A 17063-nucleotide genomic window follows, 5' to 3' on the forward strand; every position below is an offset into this window, starting at 1 on the left:
GGTCAGTGGCTCCCCTCGGTCAGCACCGCGATCACGACGGGTCCGCCGACGTCGCGCAGGGTCGTCGCCGTCACGGCGATGCGGTGGCCAGCCGCGGCGAACACCGTCCACCCCGGACGTGGCGTGGACAGCAGCGTCAGCGGCTCCCGGTTGGTGTGGCCGACCTTCTGCAGGCACTCGACGGCGGTCCAGGCACGGGTGGCGGCGGTCGACAGGTCCTCACCTGTCGCCTCGCGGATCGCCTCCGCCAGCGCGAGGTGCTGCCCGAGCAGGCCCTGCCATACCGAGTCCGGACGCTCCTCGACCAGTTCCAGGTCGCAGGCGACGGGACCGTCGGCCACCACGGCCAGGGTCACCCCGGCGCCGTGGCTGCTCGACACCACGCGACCATCGTCGAGCTCCGGCCGACCGTCCGGCCGGTATCGCACCGGCACCGGCTCGCCGCAGGCCCGGCTGACGGCCGTCGCGGTCTGCGCCCGACGGGCGGCTACGAAGTCGCCGGACGCCGCCTCGCCGTCCGGCTCCACGGCGGTGGCCACGTCGACCCCGAGGAGATCGGCCACCGTACGCTGCAGGTAGGGGCCGAGCAGCGGCGGCGCCCACGGTCCGCGGCCGTCGTTCTTGCGTACCGCCCGCAGACGCAGCCCCTCCCAGCGCTCCAAGGGTTTCCCGGCACCGTCGCGCAGCACCACGTCGTAGACGTAGGTGTCCCCGTCACGCTGCCGTTCGGTGGCGCAGAAGCGCAGCCCTTCGGCGTCGAACACGGCTGGCCCGGCCGCCTGGACCCGGGCGATCCCGGCCGGCAGCAGGGTCGCGTCGGGCACACAGACCTGAAGTCCGTGCATCAGCGCGTCCCGGGTGCCCGGGTCGCCCAGCAGGAGCCGACCCGGCAGGAACCCGGCGAACCAGTCCGTCGTCGGGTCCACCGCCACCGCAACGTCGACGTCGCGGGCGGCGACCCGGTGATAGCGGCGCAGGCGCTGGAAGCGGTCGCCCTGGAACAGCACCGGGCCGTACAGCTCGGCGGCCGGGTCCAGAGGCACCGTCGGCAGTTCGTCGTGGACCTGGGCGGGCGGCCCGTCGGCGACGGCGACGGCGCCGGTGCGCAACTGTGCCCGGAAGTGGTCGACCACGAATCCGGTCTCCTCGCTGTGCAGCGCCACCTCCACCGTGTCCGGGCCGGTCACCACCGCCGCGATCCGGATCGTGGTGGTGCCGTCCGGTGGCACCACCACCGGACGGAGGAACTCGGCCCGCTCGATCACCGGCACCGCTTCGTCGCCGGTGAGCGCGGCGGTGACCTGCGCCATGGCCTCCATGCCGAAGACCGCCGGGAAGAGCAGGTTGCCGTCGAGCAGGTGGTCGGCCAGGTAGCGGTCGGTGCCCGCGTTGAGCGCGACCTCGGACACCAGCTCCACCCCGTGGTAGCGGATCAGCGGACGTTCGACGAAACGCAGCAGCGGCAGCTCGGGCAGGTCGTACCGGACCGTGTCGACGCCCTCCGTACGGCCACTGATGACCACCCGGTCCGGGCTGTCCTGGTCCGACAGGAGCCGGCGCAGGATCGCGATGCCCTGGTCGGGAGTGATCGGCGTGACGCCGTCGCGGGTCAGCGACTCCACCACCGACAGCCGCTCCCCCATGCCGACCCCGGACCAGACCGACCACTCCAGACACCGGGTACGGCATTGCGGGTGTTCGCGACCGAACTCTCGGGTGAGGTCGGCCAGCCACTCGTTCGCGGTGGCGTAATGCCCCTCGCCCCGCAGACCGGCACGACCGATGATGCTGCCCAGGGTGACAAGCAACCGCAGCCGGGCCGGGTCGACGGCGGCGAGCACCGCGCGCAGACCGTCGATCTTGGGAGCGAAGGTACGCCGGAAGGCGTCGCGGTCCAGCTGCGTGATCGCCGCCGGCTCGTTGCGTCCCGCGCCGTGCAGCACGCCGGTGACCGGACCCAGCTCCGCCACCATCTCGTCGACGGCCCGCTTGACCTCGTCGGCGTCGGTGACGTCGGCGCGGGCGTACCGCACCCGCACGCCGGCATCGGCCATCCGCTTCAGGTTCGCCTCCAGCTCGGCGTCCTGCGCCGGGTCGCTGCGCCCGAGCAGCGCCAGCGCCGCACCGGTGTCGACGGCGACGGCGAGCGCGCACTCGGCGGTGATGCCCTTGCCGCCGCCGCTCACCAGCAGCACGTCAGTGGCGGCCAGCGGCAGGTCGGTACGGGTCGGCTCGACGGGCAGCACCCGCAGCGTCGGAACCCGGCGAACCCCCGCCTCGTCGTAGTACGCCTCGGTGAACTCGCCCGTCGCGGCCACCTCGGCAACCACCCGCTCGACCTCGGCGTCGCCGACCGGCAGGTGCACGATTGTCACCCGCAGCCGTGGCGCCTCCAGCCGCAGAGTCTTGGCCAGCCCGGCCGCGCCCCGGTCCCGCTGGACGAGCACGAACCGGTCGCCCGCGACGCCGGCCAGCGCTGCCTTCGCCCCGTCGAGCGCCAGCCCGACCTGGTCCTCGGTGCACCCCGACGGTAGGCAGACCAGCACTCCGCCGCCGACCCCGGCCGACTCCAGCGCCGTACGCAGCGCCGGGCCGAGCGGATCTGACGCGTCCGCGTACATCTGCCACGTGCCGCGCTGTCCCGTCGGGACCGGCGGCGGCAGTGGCACCTCGTCGAGGTCGACCGACCACGGCCGGGCCCACCCGGCGGCGCCCGCGACCGGCGCGCCCGCCGCCGCGTCGCCCGGCTGCGCCGTCTGCGCGAGGGTGTCGAGCGCCTCGGCCAACTCCCGCACCGTGGCGGTGGCGAAGTTCGTCGGTGTCTGCGCCGGCGGCACCGCGAGCTGCGCCGCGACCTGGTTGACGACCTGGCCGACGGTGATCGAGCTCAGGTGCAGGTCGTCGAGGAGCCGGCTGTCCTGATGGACGAGTTCCAACGGCAGCTCGGCGCGCTCGGCCGCGAGACGTCGGAGCAGTTCGATTGCCGGTTCCGAAGCGCCGCCGGGCACGGGTGCCTGCGCGATACCGGGCAGGGACGCCGTCGTTTCCGTCGCCGCCCCGAGCGGCCGGGTACGGGCCGGCAGGTGGACCGGCGGTGCGGCCGAGCACGGGCTGGCGAAGAAGCTGAACTCCTGCCCCAGCCGCAGCGGACGCACCAGCCGGCCGTGGAACAGCGGGGCCTCGTTCACCGGGGCGCCGACCACGTACGCCGCGCCGACCACCCCGAGCAGCCCGGCCAGCGACTCGCTGTCGGTGTCCAGGGCGACCGCGGGGGTGTCGGTGATCGCCGTGGCCAGCCCCGTGAGCACCCGGCCTGGGCCGACCTCGACGAAGAGGTCGATGTCCTTGGCCGCCACGGTCACGGCCTGGGCGAACAGCACCGGGTCGGTGATCTGCCGGTGCAGCAGCGCCCGCACGTCGGTGTCGGCCGACAGCGCGTCACCGGTCACCGTGGAGACGACCCGGCGGGTCACCGGACCGAACCGCTCGTCGGCAAGCGTGGCGGCGAACGTGGCTGCGGCCGGCGCCACGAGCGGGGAGTGGAAGGCGTGCGAGACGTTCAGCCGGGTCGCGCCGACGCCCGCCTGCCGGGCGCGCTCGCACACGGCCTCGATCTCGTCCACCGACCCGGCGACCACCGTCTGGTTCGGCCCGTTGTGCCCGCCGATCACCACCGACGTGCCGGCGATGAGCTGCGCGACGGCGTCCGCCGAGGCGCTGATGCCGGCCATCGTGCCGGACGCGCTGTGCCGGCTCATCGTCGAGCCGCGGACGGCGGCCACCCGCAGCAGGTCCTCCTCCTGCATCGCGTCGGCCCAGTGCAGCGCGGACAGCTCGCCGAGGCTGTGCCCGACCGCCACCGTCGCCTCCAAGCCCAGGGTGTCCAGCACCCGCAGGCCGGCCATCGAACCGGTGACGATGCGCGGCTGAGCCACCTCCGTCGCCACCGCGTCGGCGCCCACCGGCAGGGCAGCCCGCACGTACACCTCCTCGGCTTCGGCGAAGCGTCGCCGCAGCGCGCCTCCGCTGAGGCCGCGACCGGAGCCCTGCCCGGGGAAGAGGTAACCGATCCGGCCGGGGCCGGTGGCGTGGCCGAGGAAGCACCGGCCGTCCGAGCCGAAGTAGCTCGTCTCACCGGAGGTGATCTTCTCGCGCAGTGTCCGCAGCCGCCGCTCGGCGTCCTCCGGTGAGGACACCACCGTCGCCGCCCGGAACGGCAGGTCGCGCAGCTCCTGGTGCAGGGTGGCCGACAGGTCGGCGAGCTGGCCGTACGCGACGCCGGGCACGAACGCCAACAGCTGGTCGATCCGCTCACCCAGCTCGTCCAGGGTCGACGCGTCCACGACCAGCAGCTCGACGTCCTGCAGGGACGAGGCCAGCGCGGCTGTGCGGGTGTCCAACCGGCCGCGACGGCGGGCGTCGGTGTTCTCCAGCACGATGTGGGTGTTGATTCCGCCGAAGCCCATCGCGGTGACACCGGCCCGGACCGGCACGTCGGTCGGGAAGGGCTCGGCCTTGCGCAGCACCCGCAGCGCGGCCCCGTCCTCGGTGAGCAGGTCGTGCGGCTCCACGCAGCCGATGGCCGGCGGCAGCACCCGGTGGTGCACGGCCATGGCGGCCTTGATCAGGCCGGCCACCCCGGCAGCCGCCTTGGTGTGGCCGATCATGCCCTTGACCGAGCTGATCGCGGCGGGGGCGGCGGCCGGGCCAGCCGACCGGCGGGCCAGCGTCAACGCCCGTAGCTCGGTGGCGTCGCCCACCGCCGTGCCCGTGCCGTGGCCCTCGAACAGCGCGACGGTCTCGACGCCGAAGCCGGCCCGCTCGTATGCCCGCCGGAGGGCCAGCTGGTAGCCGCTGACCTCGGGGCGGGTGATCCCGCCCTTGCCGTCGGAGGAGATGCCCCAACCGGCGATCGTCGTGTAGATGCGGTGCCCGGCGCGGCGTGCCTCGTCCTCGCGCATCAGCACCACCATGCCGCAGCCCTCACCGGGCCAGAACCCGTTGGAGCCCTGGTCGTACACCCGCATCTCGCCGGTGGCGAGGGCGCCGGTCTTGGCGAAGCCGATCACCTCGAACGGGTCGATCGAGAGGTCGACACCGCCGGCGACGACGACGTCGAGTTCCCCGTCCACCAGACCCTTGCAGGCCGTCGCCACCGACAGCAGCGAGGACGAACAGGCTCCGTCGACGGTGTAGCCGCCGCCCTTGAGGTCGAAGTGGTTGCAGATCCGCCCGGCGATGGTGTTCGACAAGCCGCCGGCCAGGGTGTCCTCGTCGATCTCCGGGAACGGGCTCTTGAATGTGGACTCGAAGTCGTCGAGGAACGTCGTGAGCTGGTCGTCGTCCCAGTTCTGGTCCTTCAGGGCGGCGGCCACCATGCGCCGCACGAAAGGCCAGCGCAGGCGCAGCTGGTTCGCGCGGGAGAACTCGCCGGTCAGACTGTTGCCGACGATCACGCCGGTCCGCTCGCGCGGCACCCCCTCGGCCATCGGGAAACCGGCGTCGGCCAGGGCCATCGCCGCGACGTCCAGAGCCAGCCAGTGGGTCAGGTCCGTGGAGCGGTAGGTGCTGCCGGCCACCTTGTAGGCGATCCGGTCGAACTCGTACCCCTCGATCACGGCGGCGTTGCGGGAGTAGAACTTGTCCGGGGCCTTCGGGTCGGCGTCCCAGTACTCGTCGAGGGACATGCGTTCGTCGGGCATGCGGCGGAAGGCTCGGCGTCCCGCGATCGCGTTTTCCCACAACTCGCGTGGTGAGGTCGCGTCCGGGTATCGGCATGCCATGCCCACGATGGCGATTCTTGTCATGTGCTCAGGACCCTCCTTGTACCTGAACCCGGCCGTCGCCGGCCGGGGTCCTGCGTGAGTCGTCGTACGGGGCGTCAGCACTGCCCGAGCGACACGAACGATGCGGTGATGCGCTGCCGCCAGATCTCCCAGGACGGCAGGGATTCGCCGTCGGGCAGATCGACCAGCGCCTCGTCGGTCACCTTCTGCGCCTGTTCCGCCGACATCCCGCAGAAGATCTGGGTGGCCAGTTCGGTGTGCGGGCCGAGCAACCCGGCCCGTACACGCGCGCCGGCGGCGAACGCGGCCCCCTGGGCTAGCTGTGGCCGGTGCTCGCCGGCGAGGCGCCACAGTGCCCGCAGCTCCTCCTCGTCGCCGCCACCGGCGTAGGTGGCGGCGAGCCCGGTGCCGCTCCAGAGGTCAGCTCGGCGTTCTGGCTGGTACGCCTCGATCATGCGCGCGACCTCGCCGGGGTCGGTGCCGCCGACGAACCACAGTGCCCGGCCGATGCCCTGGTCGATGGCGTGGTCGGCGTACCAGCGGTACTCGTCGAGCGGCCAGGGGAAGTTCTTCTCGCGGTACTGCTGCCGCACGTACCTGTCGGTGTGGAAGTAGGCCTGGTGGAAGCCGTAGCCGTCCAGTACCAGCCAGCGCAGCAACCGGTCCGGGGCGGTGAGGGTGGACCAGCGCAGCCGGGGCAGCCGGGCCATCGCCCAGCCCACCCCGACGTACGCCATGTAGACGTGCGCGTCACCGCGCCCGGCCAGCATCTCCGACACGTACCGGGGTCGACCGAGACGCAGCCCGTCCCGGATCGCGAATCCCATCGCCGCGCCCTCGTAGGCGAATCCGCGGAATCGGAAAGGCACACTTTCCAACTCCCGTTCGGCGTCTGCCACGGCGGACGCCTCGGCGGCGTACCCGAAGCCGCGCAGGAAGCTGGCGCCGACCGTCTCCAGCAGCTCACGTGCCTGCGGGTTCTTGACGTGGAAACCTCGTACGTCGAGTTTCGTCTCCGAAACGTCCGGCGTCAGTATTCGCCGCCTCAGCTTCCCGGACACACCCATGAAACGCTCCCTGCATCGTCGCGCCAATCGGAAAGAGTTTCCGGGGAAATCGTCCCAAGTAATCGACGGAAACTGCTTCTTCGAATGTGCCGAGCAGGCGTTCGGCAATTTCGCGACAACGGCGTGGGGCAAGCGCTCCGTCAGCCGTGCCGCAACGACGCGTCGACCGGCAACCGATCGCGGACCAGGCTGCGCCAGGTCTCGTAGTGCGGCTCCGCGGCCGGGGCGGTGGAATCGACCACCACGTCGTCGGCCAGCGCCCCTGCGGCGTCGGCGGACAGGTCCGCCAGCGCGCGCACGCCGGCCTCGGTGTGCGCGGGCACCGTGCCCGCCCAGGTGCGCGCCTTCGCGGCGAAGACGGCGCCCTGGGCCAGATCCCGCGCGTGCCCACCGGCCTGGCGGCGCAGCGCCGCGAGCCCGTCGGGGCCGCACTGACCGGCGAAGGTGGCGGCGAGCCCGACGCCGCTCCAGAGATCCGCCCGGCGTGCCGCGGCGAAGCGGTCCACGGCGGCGACGACCTGCGGCACCTGTCCACCGTGGATGAACCAGAGTGCGCGACCGACACCCTGGTCCCAGGCGCGCGCGAAGTACTCCGGGTGGCCGTCCCACGGGTACGGCTTCGGCCGGCGCTGCCCGTCGACCCAGCGCGGCGTGTCGAAGTAGGCACGGTCGAAGCCCAGGCCGTCGACGGCCAGCCAACTCATCGTCGGGTGGTAGGGCACGTCCGGCAGGTCGGGCAGCACCCGGGCCCACAGCGGCCGGGGCAGCCGGGCCATGGCGAACCCGATGCCGATGTACGCGAGGAAGATGTGCCGGCGCCCCGGCCCCCGCAGCAGCGCCTCGGTGCGCCGCCCTCGGCCGCCGGCCATCGCGTCCCGGACGGTGCACGCCATCGTGGCGCCCTCGTAGGCGAAGCCTCGCTGCTCCGGGTCGACCAGTTCGAGGCGCCGTTCCAACTCCCACAACTCGCGCACGTCGATGCCCCACTCGAAGCCGCAGATCACCGCCTGCGGGATCGCCTCCAATCGGCGGGTCACGTCCTCGGGCGCCGGGGGGAAGCCCCTACGCTGGAAGCTGACCTCCGCCATGGACGGCGTCATCATCAGGCTGCGCACTGCACCCATTACGGTCGGCATGGTTCCTCCTGCCCCGGTGTCGGGTAAGACGGCCCCATCGTCGTACGCGCCTGCGTGGCGGGGCGTCTCCTGCCGTGCGCTGTGACGCCTCAGGCGGGCTGCGGGCGTCCCGGGTGCGCTCCTCGGCGCCTGGGCCGGTCACCCGGTCGCCCGGTGCCAGGCGCCGACCCGGCGGGCCGCGGCGAAGCTCGCCCAGGCTGTCAGCTCCACAAGGGCGACGTCGTCGGAATGCTGGTCCCGGAAGGCGGTCACCACGTCCTCGTCGACCTGGTAGGAAGCCACGGCGGTGAGCAGGGCGAGCCGTCCGGCCGCACGGTCGGCGGGCTCCAGGTCGGCGACCAGGAGATCGCACCAGCGCCGGCTCAACCCGGTCTCCTCCCCCTGCCAGTCGGCAAGACGATCCAGGACCACCTGTCGGACCGCCGGGGACACCGACCGCGCGCCGGCCGCGTCGAACACGGCGGCGGAACGGGCCACCGCGGCAGCCACCGTGGGGCTGGTACGGGCCCAGTCGGCGTCGGGCGGCAGCGGCGCGTCGGGCAGCAGCGGCACGGACAGTCCGGCGGCGCGCGGCTGCCGCAGCGTCGGACGCAGCACGCGACTGACCCCGCGCTTGAACCGGCGCCGCGCCTCCGGGCTGAGCCGCGGCGGCAGCAGGAAGCTGGACAGGAAGACATTCACCATCCGGGTCAGGTAGTGCATGGCGACCAGGACGCCGACCAACTCCGGGCGGTGCCGGTCGTCGAACGGCGCGGGCAGCGGAGCCCGCCCCGGCTCGGCGGCGGTACGCGCCCAGGCCGCCAGCGACCGCAGGCCCCCGTCGCGCAGTTCCTCGATGCGGTCGGCGACCAACGCCTCGGCGTCGTGCTCGCCGGTCAGGTCGTACATGCCGGTGCTGTGCATGTCGACGCAGTAGGGGCAGATGTTGGCGGTGGAGACGGCAGTCGCCACCGCCTCCTTGACGTCGCGGCCGATGGTGTTGCTCGGCAGCATCGGCTCACGCATGAGCATCCAGTACGCGGCGGCCAACTCCGGCACCGGCGAGTGCAGTTGCACAGGCGGGCTGACCAGGCCCATCTCGTCCGCGGTCTGCTGGTAGACGGTCCGCAGCAGCCCGGTGGCGGCGCCGACCGGCACCGGCGTGACGTACTTGACCTGCCGCTGCGCGACCGACGCCGCGATGCGTCTGGCGACCATGCCGTCCTCCTCGTGCACGGGCCGCGCCGCACTCGGCGCGAGGGTGCCTGTGGACCTGGATACTGGCGGCACGGACGGCGCCGCAAGCGTTCGTGGCGGTCAGAGCACGCTCGGAGAAACACCGGCGTCCGGCGTTTCACGACGACCACTCCCGCTGCCATTCATCGCGTTTACCTGTGTGCTATCCATATCGCTTCGACGTCGGGGAATACCGGCGCGGCCCGGTTACCGCACAGACGATTCCGCGCGCTGTTGCCCGACCGTATTCCTGCGCACGCCGGGAGATGCGTGGCGTGCGACGCCGATCGCACGATGTGGCGGCAGCGGACGGGCTGACGCGCCCCGGCGCCGCCGGGCGATCCACCCACGGCCGCAGGCCGACAGCCCGCCCAGGAATCCGTAGACGGCGGGCACAAACGGCCGGCAGACGCCGGAAAGAGTCCCGTCGAGGAGGTGACGTGATGAGTTCCGAACCCGAATCCCACGGCTGGACGATGACGCTCGAGGCGTTTGCCGACACGATCATTCCGGGCGAGAAACGCTTTCCCGAGGACCGTGCGATTGCCGGGGTTTCCACCGGCGGAGGCGCGGTCGCGTCCGGCGCCCTCGACATGCTCACCCACCCGGCCGGCGGTCTCGCCGAATCGCTGGACGGCCTGGTGGCGCTCCTGAACGGGCACGCGGCGGAGTACGCGGCGGAGCGCGGTCTGGACCTGGACGCCGACCTGCCCGCGTTCGTCGCGCTGGACTATTCGCACCGGGCGGCACTGGTGCAGATCCTCACCGCCCCGGAGCACCCGGAGAAGAGCATCTGGGTGGGGATGGCCCTGTTCAGCAACATGGCCTTCGACAGCGCCGCGCACCTGAGCACGCCGCAGGCCCTCGCCGAGGGTCACCCCGGCCTGATGACCATCGGATACGCGCCGCCCGGGCCGGACGGCCTCTGGCGCTTCGGACAGTTCTCGTACGGACGGCAACTCGCCGCCCTCCACCCGCGGACCACCACGACGGGGAGCCCTTCATGACCAGTATCGAGAGCACCGACGTCGTCGTGATCGGCAGTGGTTTCGGTGGGGCGATCGCCGCCTACCACCTGGCCGCCGGCGGGGCCCGTGTGGTCGTCCTCGAACGAGGACCGTGGTTGGACGCCGACGAGTTCGACCACGACTTCAAGCTGGGCGCCTCGTACACCCGGATCTTCGACTTCGTGGTCGGCGACGGGATGAGCGTGCTCAGCGGCAACTGCGTGGGCGGTGGCAGCGTGGTCTACTTCGCCACCATGCCGCGCGCGCCGCGCTTCGTCTTCGAGCGGCGCGGCAGCATCGGCCGCCGCATGTGGCCTGCGGCCATCAACCGGGACACCCTCGACCCCTGGTACGACGTGGTCACCGAGTCCCTGCCGGTGACGCCGCAGGGCTGGGAGACGGTGCCGTACGGCGGCGGACTGTGGGCGGCGGCCTGCGCACACGCCGGCCGGACGGCCAACCCGGTGCCGTCGGCGGTGAACGTCGACGAGTGCACCAACTGCAACTGGATGATGGCCGGCTGCCGCTTCGACGCGAAGAAGTCGTTGCTGCTCAACTACCTGCCGGGTGCCGTCGCCCACGGAGCGCAGATCCGTCCGCTGCACGAGGTGCAGCACCTGTCCCGCACCGACGACGGCGGCTACCGGGTGCACTTCCGGATCGTCGACGACGAGGATTACCGGGTGTTGCACGACACCGGCGCGATCGACGCGAAGATCGTCATCTTGGCTGCCGGCGCGGGCGCGACGCCGGTCATCCTGCAACGGTCGGAGGCGACGCTGGGCCGCATGCCGCATGCTGTCGGGCGCTACTTCTCCGGCAACGGCGAACGCCTCAACACCGCCGCGTTCGACGAGGACAAGGTCCGTGAGGTGCTGGGGCTGAGCCGTCCGGACGGGGTGCCGTACGAGGCGCACCAGATCGGCCGTGGACCGGTCGTGGCGAGCTGGGACCGGCTCGACCCGGACCTTCCGGAGTACGAGCGGTACTCGCTGGAGCAGCTCTACTTCCCGCCCGGGCTGGGCACGATCCTGGCACAGGCCCCGGACGCCAGCGGCCCCACCTGGTTCGGCGTCGACAAGAAGGACTTCCTTCGCAAGTGGAAGTCCTGGCTCACCATCTTCACGATGTCCGAGGACGACAACGAGGGCGTGTTCGGGGCACCACCGGAGACCGGCAACGCGCGCCGCTTCTCGCAGCAGATGCTCGGCCACGGCCCGCTGAGCTACCGGCCGACGTCCAACACCCTGCGCGGCTGGGGGCTCGCCGACGCCGACGTACGGGACATCCTCGAACGCGACGGCCTCGCGAAGGTCATGCCGTGGACAAATGACCTGGTCGGCGCGTACACCGTGCACCCGCTGGCGTCCTGCCGGATCGGCGACGATCCGGAGACGTCCGCCCTGGACGACGGGCACGAGCTGCGCAACCATCCCGGCATCTTCGTCACCGACGGCTCGGCGGTGCCCGGCGCGCTCACCGTCAACCCGGCACTCACCATCTCGGCCCTCGCCGAGCGGGCCATGCCCGGAATCGTCCGCGCCGCACAGGAACGCGGCGTGCGGGTCACCTACGGGGCACCGCCGCCCGCGCCGGTGGCCAGCTCGCGCGTCGCCGCCGGCTCGCCACATCCGGCAGCGGCCCGCTGATCCCCGCGCGGCGCCCCGGGGCGGGGCGCCGCCGCCCCGCCCGACGGTGACGGATCGGGCGCGGGGCCGCTGCCGGAGCGGATGGCGCTTGTGAACACGTTGCTCGACGCCGCGCCCCCGGCGCTGCGCGAGCGGCTGCTTGTGGAGTTCGTCGGGTTGCTGCAACGTCCCACTTGGTAGAGCCGCCGGTGCCCCGCCCCTACGGGCAGGGCACCGGTAGCTCAGCCGAGATTCAGGGTCACCTTGTTGTCGTCCGGTTTGAGGTCGCGCCATCTGCGGTCCTGCCGGTCCCAGTGCGTGACGGCGATGTTCTGCGGAGCCATGTACTCCTGCCGCGCCCCACCGGGAATCAACTCCTCGAACGTGTACCGGCGAGTCTCGCCAGCCGGTATTCCGGGGAGCATGCACACGGAGTTGTCAGGCTCCGTCGTCGGCGGCTTCCCGCACTTCGACCAGTCGCCGCCGGTCGGCTCGCCCAGGCCCAATCCGCGGAAGCTGATCCGCTCCACGTCGCGGGGTCCGACATTCTTGACGGTCAGGACGGTGGTGAGATATTGCCGAGCGTCGTTCTCGACGAACGCACCCAGCTTGTACGTCATGGTCAACCGCAGGTCGGTGAGCCGTGGGTCCTTTCCGAACTTCGTCGGACCGTCGGTCTGGGTGAACCGGTCGCCCTCCCACCGGTAGGTGCGCTGCTGTTCCTGCGCCCAGTACGTCGGGATGTCACAGCACGGCTGGAGATCGGCCACCCGCACCTCGATCGAGCCGGCGGTGGTCACCTTCAGGCCGCGGATGTCCTCGATCCCGTCGGTCGTGCGGACGACGCGACCGAGTGGCACGATCTGCCCACTGTCGTTTCGGTCGAAGGCGACGACCTGCTTCGCCAACGCCTCGCCGTAGCGGCAGGCGACGACGGCGACTGTCTCGTCGGCGCCGTCTGCGTCCACGTCGGCGTGGCCCACGGGTATGTCGGTGAGCAGCGGCACGAAGTCCTTGTTCGAGCTGGTCGCCAGCCGCACCTTCGAGGTGGTGCAGCTCTCCGGCGCGACCGACGGCCAGGCCGGCAGGTCGAGGCGGGCGGCGAGCAGTTGCGCCCGGCTGATCCGGCCGTCCGGGGCGCCAGGAGCGGTCGAGGGTGTCGAGCTCGGCGACTCGCTTACGGACGGTGTCGGCAGCGTCCCCGTCGTCGGCGGGGCCGTCGGATCGACCGTCTGCGCCGGGACCGGTGCGCTCCGCTCGCCGTTGAGCGCGGCGTTCGCGACGACCGGTGCCAGCACCAGGACGACGGCCGCGGTGGCAACGGCCACCGCCCTCGTCTGCCGGCGTCGGCGCAGGGTGCGTCGGGCCAGGTCGGGACCTGGGCCGACCACCTGGGTGGTGACATCGGCGCGGTACGCGGTGAACCGCTCCCGCAGTCGGGGTTCGAGATCAGACATCGGACACCCCCTCGGTGTTGTCGTCGAGCAGTCCGGCCAGGGTTGTCCGGCCTCGGTGCAGCCAGGACTTGACGGTGCCCTCGGCCACCCCTTCCTGGAGAGCGATCTGGTTTACCGACAGGTCGGCCAGGTAGTGCAGGATTACGGCCCGCCGGTGGTTGGCGGGAAGTTTCGCGAGCGCCGCGTCGATGGCCACCCGGTCCGGTGTGGGGCCGTCCACCTCGGCTTCGACCCGTCGCTGCCGCAGGAGGTGGTTGCGTGCGGTACGCAACCGGCGCCAGCGGCTGCGGGCCAGGTTCCACGCGACCCGTCGTACCCAGGCCACCGGATCGTCGTAGCGGACGAGGCGGTCCCAGCGTGCCAGCGCCCGGCAGAAGGCCTCCTGAGCCAGGTCCTGCGCGTGGCCAAGATCCCCCGTGTACGCGCACAGCTGCGTGGTGACACTCCGGAAGTGCGCGTGGTAGAACTCGTCGAAGCTGATCGTCACCACGTTCAGCCCGCTGACGGTCAGCGCCGCAGGTGGTTCGTTGGCACGGGCTCCCATCGTTGCTGTCACTGCCCCTCCCCGTTGCTGTCGGGCCGGTTGCCCCAAGCGCCGGTAACACTCCACAGCAACGGGTGTGGTTGCAGACCGTCCTGCCGTGAACCCGACTATCCGCCGCTTTCGTCCGGGTCGCCACCGGCACCCGGAGTCGTCCCGGGAGCTGTGGTTGACTGTCGTGGGGACAGGAGGGAGGCGGTCGTGCAGCTACCGGCAGTGCTCGGCGAGCCGATCCGGTTCGTGCTGAACTGGGGGCGGCGCTACTCGCTCTGGGTGTTCAACTTCGGCCTGGCCTGCTGCGCGATCGAGTTCATCGCCACAAGCATGGGCCGGCACGACTTCATGCGGCTCGGGGTGATCCCGTTCGCCCACGGCCCCCGGCAGGCCGACCTGATGGTCGTCTCCGGCACGGTGACCGACAAGATGGCTCCGGCGATCAAGCGGCTCTACGACCAGATGCCCGAGCCGAAGTACGTCATCTCGTTCGGCGCCTGCTCCAACTGCGGCGGCCCCTACTGGGATTCGTACTCGGTGACGAAGGGCGTCGACCAGATCATCCCCGTCGACGTGTACGTGCCCGGCTGCCCGCCCCGGCCGGAGGCGCTGCTGCACGGCATCCTGCGCCTTCAGGAGAAGATCGCCGCCGAGCAGGCCGGCATCGGCGGGGTGTCCCGCCCGGACCTGCTCGCCGCGCCACTGGACACCGCACCCCGCGAGGCCGCTGCGCCACGCTCCGTCGACTCGCTCACCGCCCCGCCGGTACGCCCGCCATCGGCTGATTGACGCCCACGGTGGCCGGGCGGGGCTAGCCTGCGCAGCATGAGCAACTCCGTGGACAAGCGCTCCGCCCACATCATCGACGTGCTCACCGAGGAGTTCGGCGCGTCGATGGCGATGGACCCGGCCGCCTTCCGCCGCAAGTTCCGCAAAATGGCCGCGTCACCGTTCGCCTTCTACCGGGGCAGCGCCGCGCTGTTCTACGCCGACCAGCGCGGCGACTTCGCCGACGACCGGTTCCTCGACGAGCGGACCAGCCGGGTGTGGATCCACGGTGACCTGCACGCGGAGAACTTCGGCACCTACATGAACGCCTCCGGGCAGCTCGTGTTCAACGTCAACGACTTCGACGAGGCGTACGTGGGGCCGTTCACCTGGGACCTGCGACGGTTCGCGGCAAGCGTGGCGCTGCTTGGCTACAGCAAGGCGCTCTCGGATGCGGTGATCGGTGAGTTGGTGGCCGGGTTCGCCGGGTCGTACCTGACCGAGCTGCGGGCGATCGCCGCCGGCGGGGACGACGCGATCGGCTCGATCACCCTGGACAACGCCGACGGAGTGCTGCGTCGGGTGCTCCAGCAGGCCCGGCTCAACACGCGGGTCGACCTGCTCGCCGCGCAGACCACCGTCGACAACTACGAGCGGCGGTTCTCGATCGGCGACGGGGTCTTCGCTGTCGGCGGCGACACCCGGGGCAATGTCGTCGCGGCCTTCCAGGAGTACCTGGGCACCCTGCCCGCCACGTCGACCCGGCCCCGCCCGCTCGCCGCACAGATCAAGGACGTGGTGCTGCGCAAGGGTGTCGGCATCGGATCGGCCGGGCTGCCGTCGTACAACCTGCTGCTGGAGGGGCACACCCAGGCGCTGGAGAACGACGTCGTGATCTACATGAAGCAGGCGCAGGTGCCGGCGGTGGCCCGGTACAGCACCGACGAGTCGGTGCGGAACTACTTCCGGCACCAGGGGCACCGGACCGCCGAGTCGCAGCGGGCGTTGCAGGCGCACGCCGACCCATGGTTGGGCTTCACCGAGCTGGACGGGGTGGGCCAGCTCGTCGCGGAGGTCTCCCCGTACGCCGCCGACCTGGACTGGGCGGACGTCAACGAGCCGGAGGACCTGACCGGAATCCTTGCCGACCTGGGCCGGGCGGTGGCCCGGATGCACTCGGTCGCCGACGACGAGTCCAGTCACGACCTGGTGGACTACTCCACCGAGGAGGCGATAGTGGCGGCGGTGGGCTCCGACGAGTCGGGCTTCGTCACCCACCTGGTGGACTTCGCGCACGCGTACGGGGTGCGTGCCCGGCAGGATCACCAGCTCTTCGTGGACCTGTTCCGCAACGGTCGGCTGCCCGGCATCTGAGCGGTGGCCCGCCGCTCAGGACGCGAAGTCCAGCACCACCTTGATGTCGTCCGGTCCGGCGGTGTACGCCTCGGCGTACCCCTCCACAGGCATCCGCCGGGTGATCAGCGAGCTGAGCCAGTTGTGGTCGGCCTGGGCGAGCGCCTGCGCGGCGAGGTCCCAGTGCCGGCGGTTGGCGTTCACCGAGCCGAACACCACGGTGTTGTCCAGCACCAACTCCCGGTTGAGGGCGCCCGCGTCGAAGTCGATGCGCCGACCGCCGCTGGACACCCCGGCAAGGCAGACGATGCCGGTCGGGGCCGCCTTGCACATCACGTCGAGGACCACCGTGGGCGCGCCGGTGCACTCGACCACGACGTCCGGCTCGATGGGAACGTCGTTCACCGACACCGTGTGGTAGGTGGCGCCGAGCGCGGCGACCAACTCGGGCTTCGGCCCGCCGCTCGCCCGGTCCAGCACGTGGACGGCGAACCCGCGTTGGGTGGCGAGCAGCGCGGCAAGCAACCCGATCGGCCCGGCCCCGGTCACCAGGACGGTTTGCGGCTGCCACTCGGCCCGGTGCCCGATGCGCTCGATGTGGTCCCACGCCTTTGCCACCACGCTCGTGGGCTCCAGCAGCACACCGACGCGTGACAACGCCGGATCGAGCTTGACGGCGAAGTGGGGTTGGATCCGCCACCGGTCGCGGGCGAAGCCGGCCAGCGCCTTGATCCCGTGCTCGGTGAACAGGCCGTTGCGGCACATGTCCCACTCGCCGACCGCGCAGTTGGAGCAGGGGACCGGGTCGGGGTGCCTGACGATCCCGGCCACCAGGTCGCCGGGTTGCAGGGTGCCCGTCGGGTCCTCCAGCACCCGGCCCAACGACTCGTGCCCGATGACCAGCCGGTCCGCGCCGGGCGGCGCCTCGCCGTACAGACCGGCGATGATCTCGTGGTCGGTGCCGCAGATGCCCACCGACAGCGCCTCGACAAGGATCGCGCCCTCTTCGGGTGCCGGCTCCGGCTGATCCTGGATCAGGCTCAGCGAGTTGGCGACTCCGGGTTCCACAGTCACAGCGCGCACACCCTCATCTTTCCCCGCCGGCCGTCGC

11 protein-coding genes are annotated in these 17063 nt (G+C 71.7%); 4 read left to right on the plus strand and 7 right to left on the minus strand.

All coding sequences use genetic code 11. From position 1 onward, the window contains the following. Window positions 1–2 precede the first annotated feature (2 nt). The 4 genes from ACPXB1_RS03890 to ACPXB1_RS03905 all read right to left on the minus strand — a co-directional run bounded on the left by ACPXB1_RS03890 (window position 3) and on the right by ACPXB1_RS03905 (window position 9186). Window positions 3–5807 (minus strand): type I polyketide synthase, encoded by a 5805-nt coding sequence (locus tag ACPXB1_RS03890; RefSeq protein WP_053660701.1) that lies wholly within the window; start codon window positions 5805–5807, stop codon window positions 3–5. Between the two features lie 74 nt (window positions 5808–5881). After that, the gene (locus ACPXB1_RS03895) at window positions 5882–6853 is read right to left on the minus strand and encodes a DUF1702 family protein (RefSeq protein WP_053660703.1); all 972 of its coding nucleotides are present in this window, start codon (window positions 6851–6853) and stop codon (window positions 5882–5884) included. 140 nt (window positions 6854–6993) lie between these two features. Then, complete coding sequence (locus tag ACPXB1_RS03900) at window positions 6994–7989, minus strand: DUF1702 family protein (RefSeq protein WP_053660705.1); 996 nt, start codon at window positions 7987–7989, stop codon at window positions 6994–6996. 138 nt (window positions 7990–8127) lie between these two features. After that, complete coding sequence (locus tag ACPXB1_RS03905) at window positions 8128–9186, minus strand: carboxymuconolactone decarboxylase family protein (RefSeq protein WP_157553016.1); 1059 nt, start codon at window positions 9184–9186, stop codon at window positions 8128–8130. Window positions 9187–9647: 461 nt separating this feature from the next. On the opposite strand from ACPXB1_RS03905, the gene ACPXB1_RS03910 reads away from it, so the two are divergent. Together ACPXB1_RS03910 and ACPXB1_RS03915 are read left to right on the plus strand one after the other, a co-directional pair. Further along, window positions 9648–10211 (plus strand): DUF5987 family protein, encoded by a 564-nt coding sequence (locus tag ACPXB1_RS03910; RefSeq protein ID WP_053660709.1) that lies wholly within the window; start codon window positions 9648–9650, stop codon window positions 10209–10211. Next, complete coding sequence (locus tag ACPXB1_RS03915) at window positions 10208–11860, plus strand: FAD-dependent oxidoreductase (protein WP_053660711.1); 1653 nt, start codon at window positions 10208–10210, stop codon at window positions 11858–11860. The genes ACPXB1_RS03910 and ACPXB1_RS03915 overlap by 4 nt, the downstream gene beginning before the upstream one ends. Window positions 11861–12081: 221 nt before the next feature. Here the strand turns inward: ACPXB1_RS03915 and ACPXB1_RS03920 are convergent, their stop codons facing one another. Both ACPXB1_RS03920 and ACPXB1_RS03925 read right to left on the minus strand, forming a co-directional pair. Further along, a complete protein-coding gene (locus ACPXB1_RS03920) occupies window positions 12082–13296 on the minus strand; it encodes a hypothetical protein (RefSeq protein WP_355589495.1) in 1215 nt (404 codons plus the stop codon). Then, window positions 13289–13852, minus strand: a complete 564-nt coding sequence (locus ACPXB1_RS03925) for a SigE family RNA polymerase sigma factor (protein ID WP_355589493.1) — start codon at window positions 13850–13852, stop codon at window positions 13289–13291. Before ACPXB1_RS03925 ends, ACPXB1_RS03920 begins: the two co-directional genes overlap by 8 nt. 186 nt (window positions 13853–14038) lie before the next feature. Here ACPXB1_RS03925 and ACPXB1_RS03930 point away from each other — a divergent pair, with 186 nt between their 5' ends. Both ACPXB1_RS03930 and ACPXB1_RS03935 read left to right on the plus strand, forming a co-directional pair. Further along, window positions 14039–14620, plus strand: coding sequence for an NADH-quinone oxidoreductase subunit B (locus tag ACPXB1_RS03930; protein WP_355589491.1), 582 nt, complete (start codon window positions 14039–14041; stop codon window positions 14618–14620). 36 nt (window positions 14621–14656) lie between these two features. Then, window positions 14657–15973, plus strand: a complete 1317-nt coding sequence (locus ACPXB1_RS03935; RefSeq protein ID WP_355589489.1) for a DUF2252 domain-containing protein — start codon at window positions 14657–14659, stop codon at window positions 15971–15973. Window positions 15974–15988: 15 nt separating this feature from the next. Here ACPXB1_RS03935 and ACPXB1_RS03940 read toward each other — a convergent pair whose 3' ends face one another. Beyond that, window positions 15989–17035 (minus strand): glucose 1-dehydrogenase, encoded by a 1047-nt coding sequence (locus ACPXB1_RS03940; RefSeq protein ID WP_355589488.1) that lies wholly within the window; start codon window positions 17033–17035, stop codon window positions 15989–15991. Window positions 17036–17063 lie beyond the last annotated feature (28 nt).

Origin of the sequence: Micromonospora sp. DT68, from assembly GCF_049847245.1 — a bacterium.
Lineage (GTDB): Bacteria > Actinomycetota > Actinomycetes > Mycobacteriales > Micromonosporaceae > Micromonospora > Micromonospora profundi.

What these genes read in the sequence shown, in the direction of transcription:
- ACPXB1_RS03890 (WP_053660701.1), bottom strand. Translation starts at nt 5,807, where the DNA reads ATGACAAGAATCGCCATCGTGGGCATGGCATGCCGATACCCGGACGCG.
- ACPXB1_RS03895 (WP_053660703.1), bottom strand. Translation starts at nt 6,853, where the DNA reads ATGGGTGTGTCCGGGAAGCTGAGGCGGCGAATACTGACGCCGGACGTT.
- ACPXB1_RS03900 (WP_053660705.1), bottom strand. Translation starts at nt 7,989, where the DNA reads ATGCCGACCGTAATGGGTGCAGTGCGCAGCCTGATGATGACGCCGTCC.
- ACPXB1_RS03905 (WP_157553016.1), bottom strand. Translation starts at nt 9,186, where the DNA reads ATGGTCGCCAGACGCATCGCGGCGTCGGTCGCGCAGCGGCAGGTCAAG.
- ACPXB1_RS03910 (WP_053660709.1), top strand. Translation starts at nt 9,648, where the DNA reads ATGAGTTCCGAACCCGAATCCCACGGCTGGACGATGACGCTCGAGGCG.
- ACPXB1_RS03915 (WP_053660711.1), top strand. Translation starts at nt 10,208, where the DNA reads ATGACCAGTATCGAGAGCACCGACGTCGTCGTGATCGGCAGTGGTTTC.
- ACPXB1_RS03920 (WP_355589495.1), bottom strand. Translation starts at nt 13,296, where the DNA reads ATGTCTGATCTCGAACCCCGACTGCGGGAGCGGTTCACCGCGTACCGC.
- ACPXB1_RS03935 (WP_355589489.1), top strand. Translation starts at nt 14,657, where the DNA reads ATGAGCAACTCCGTGGACAAGCGCTCCGCCCACATCATCGACGTGCTC.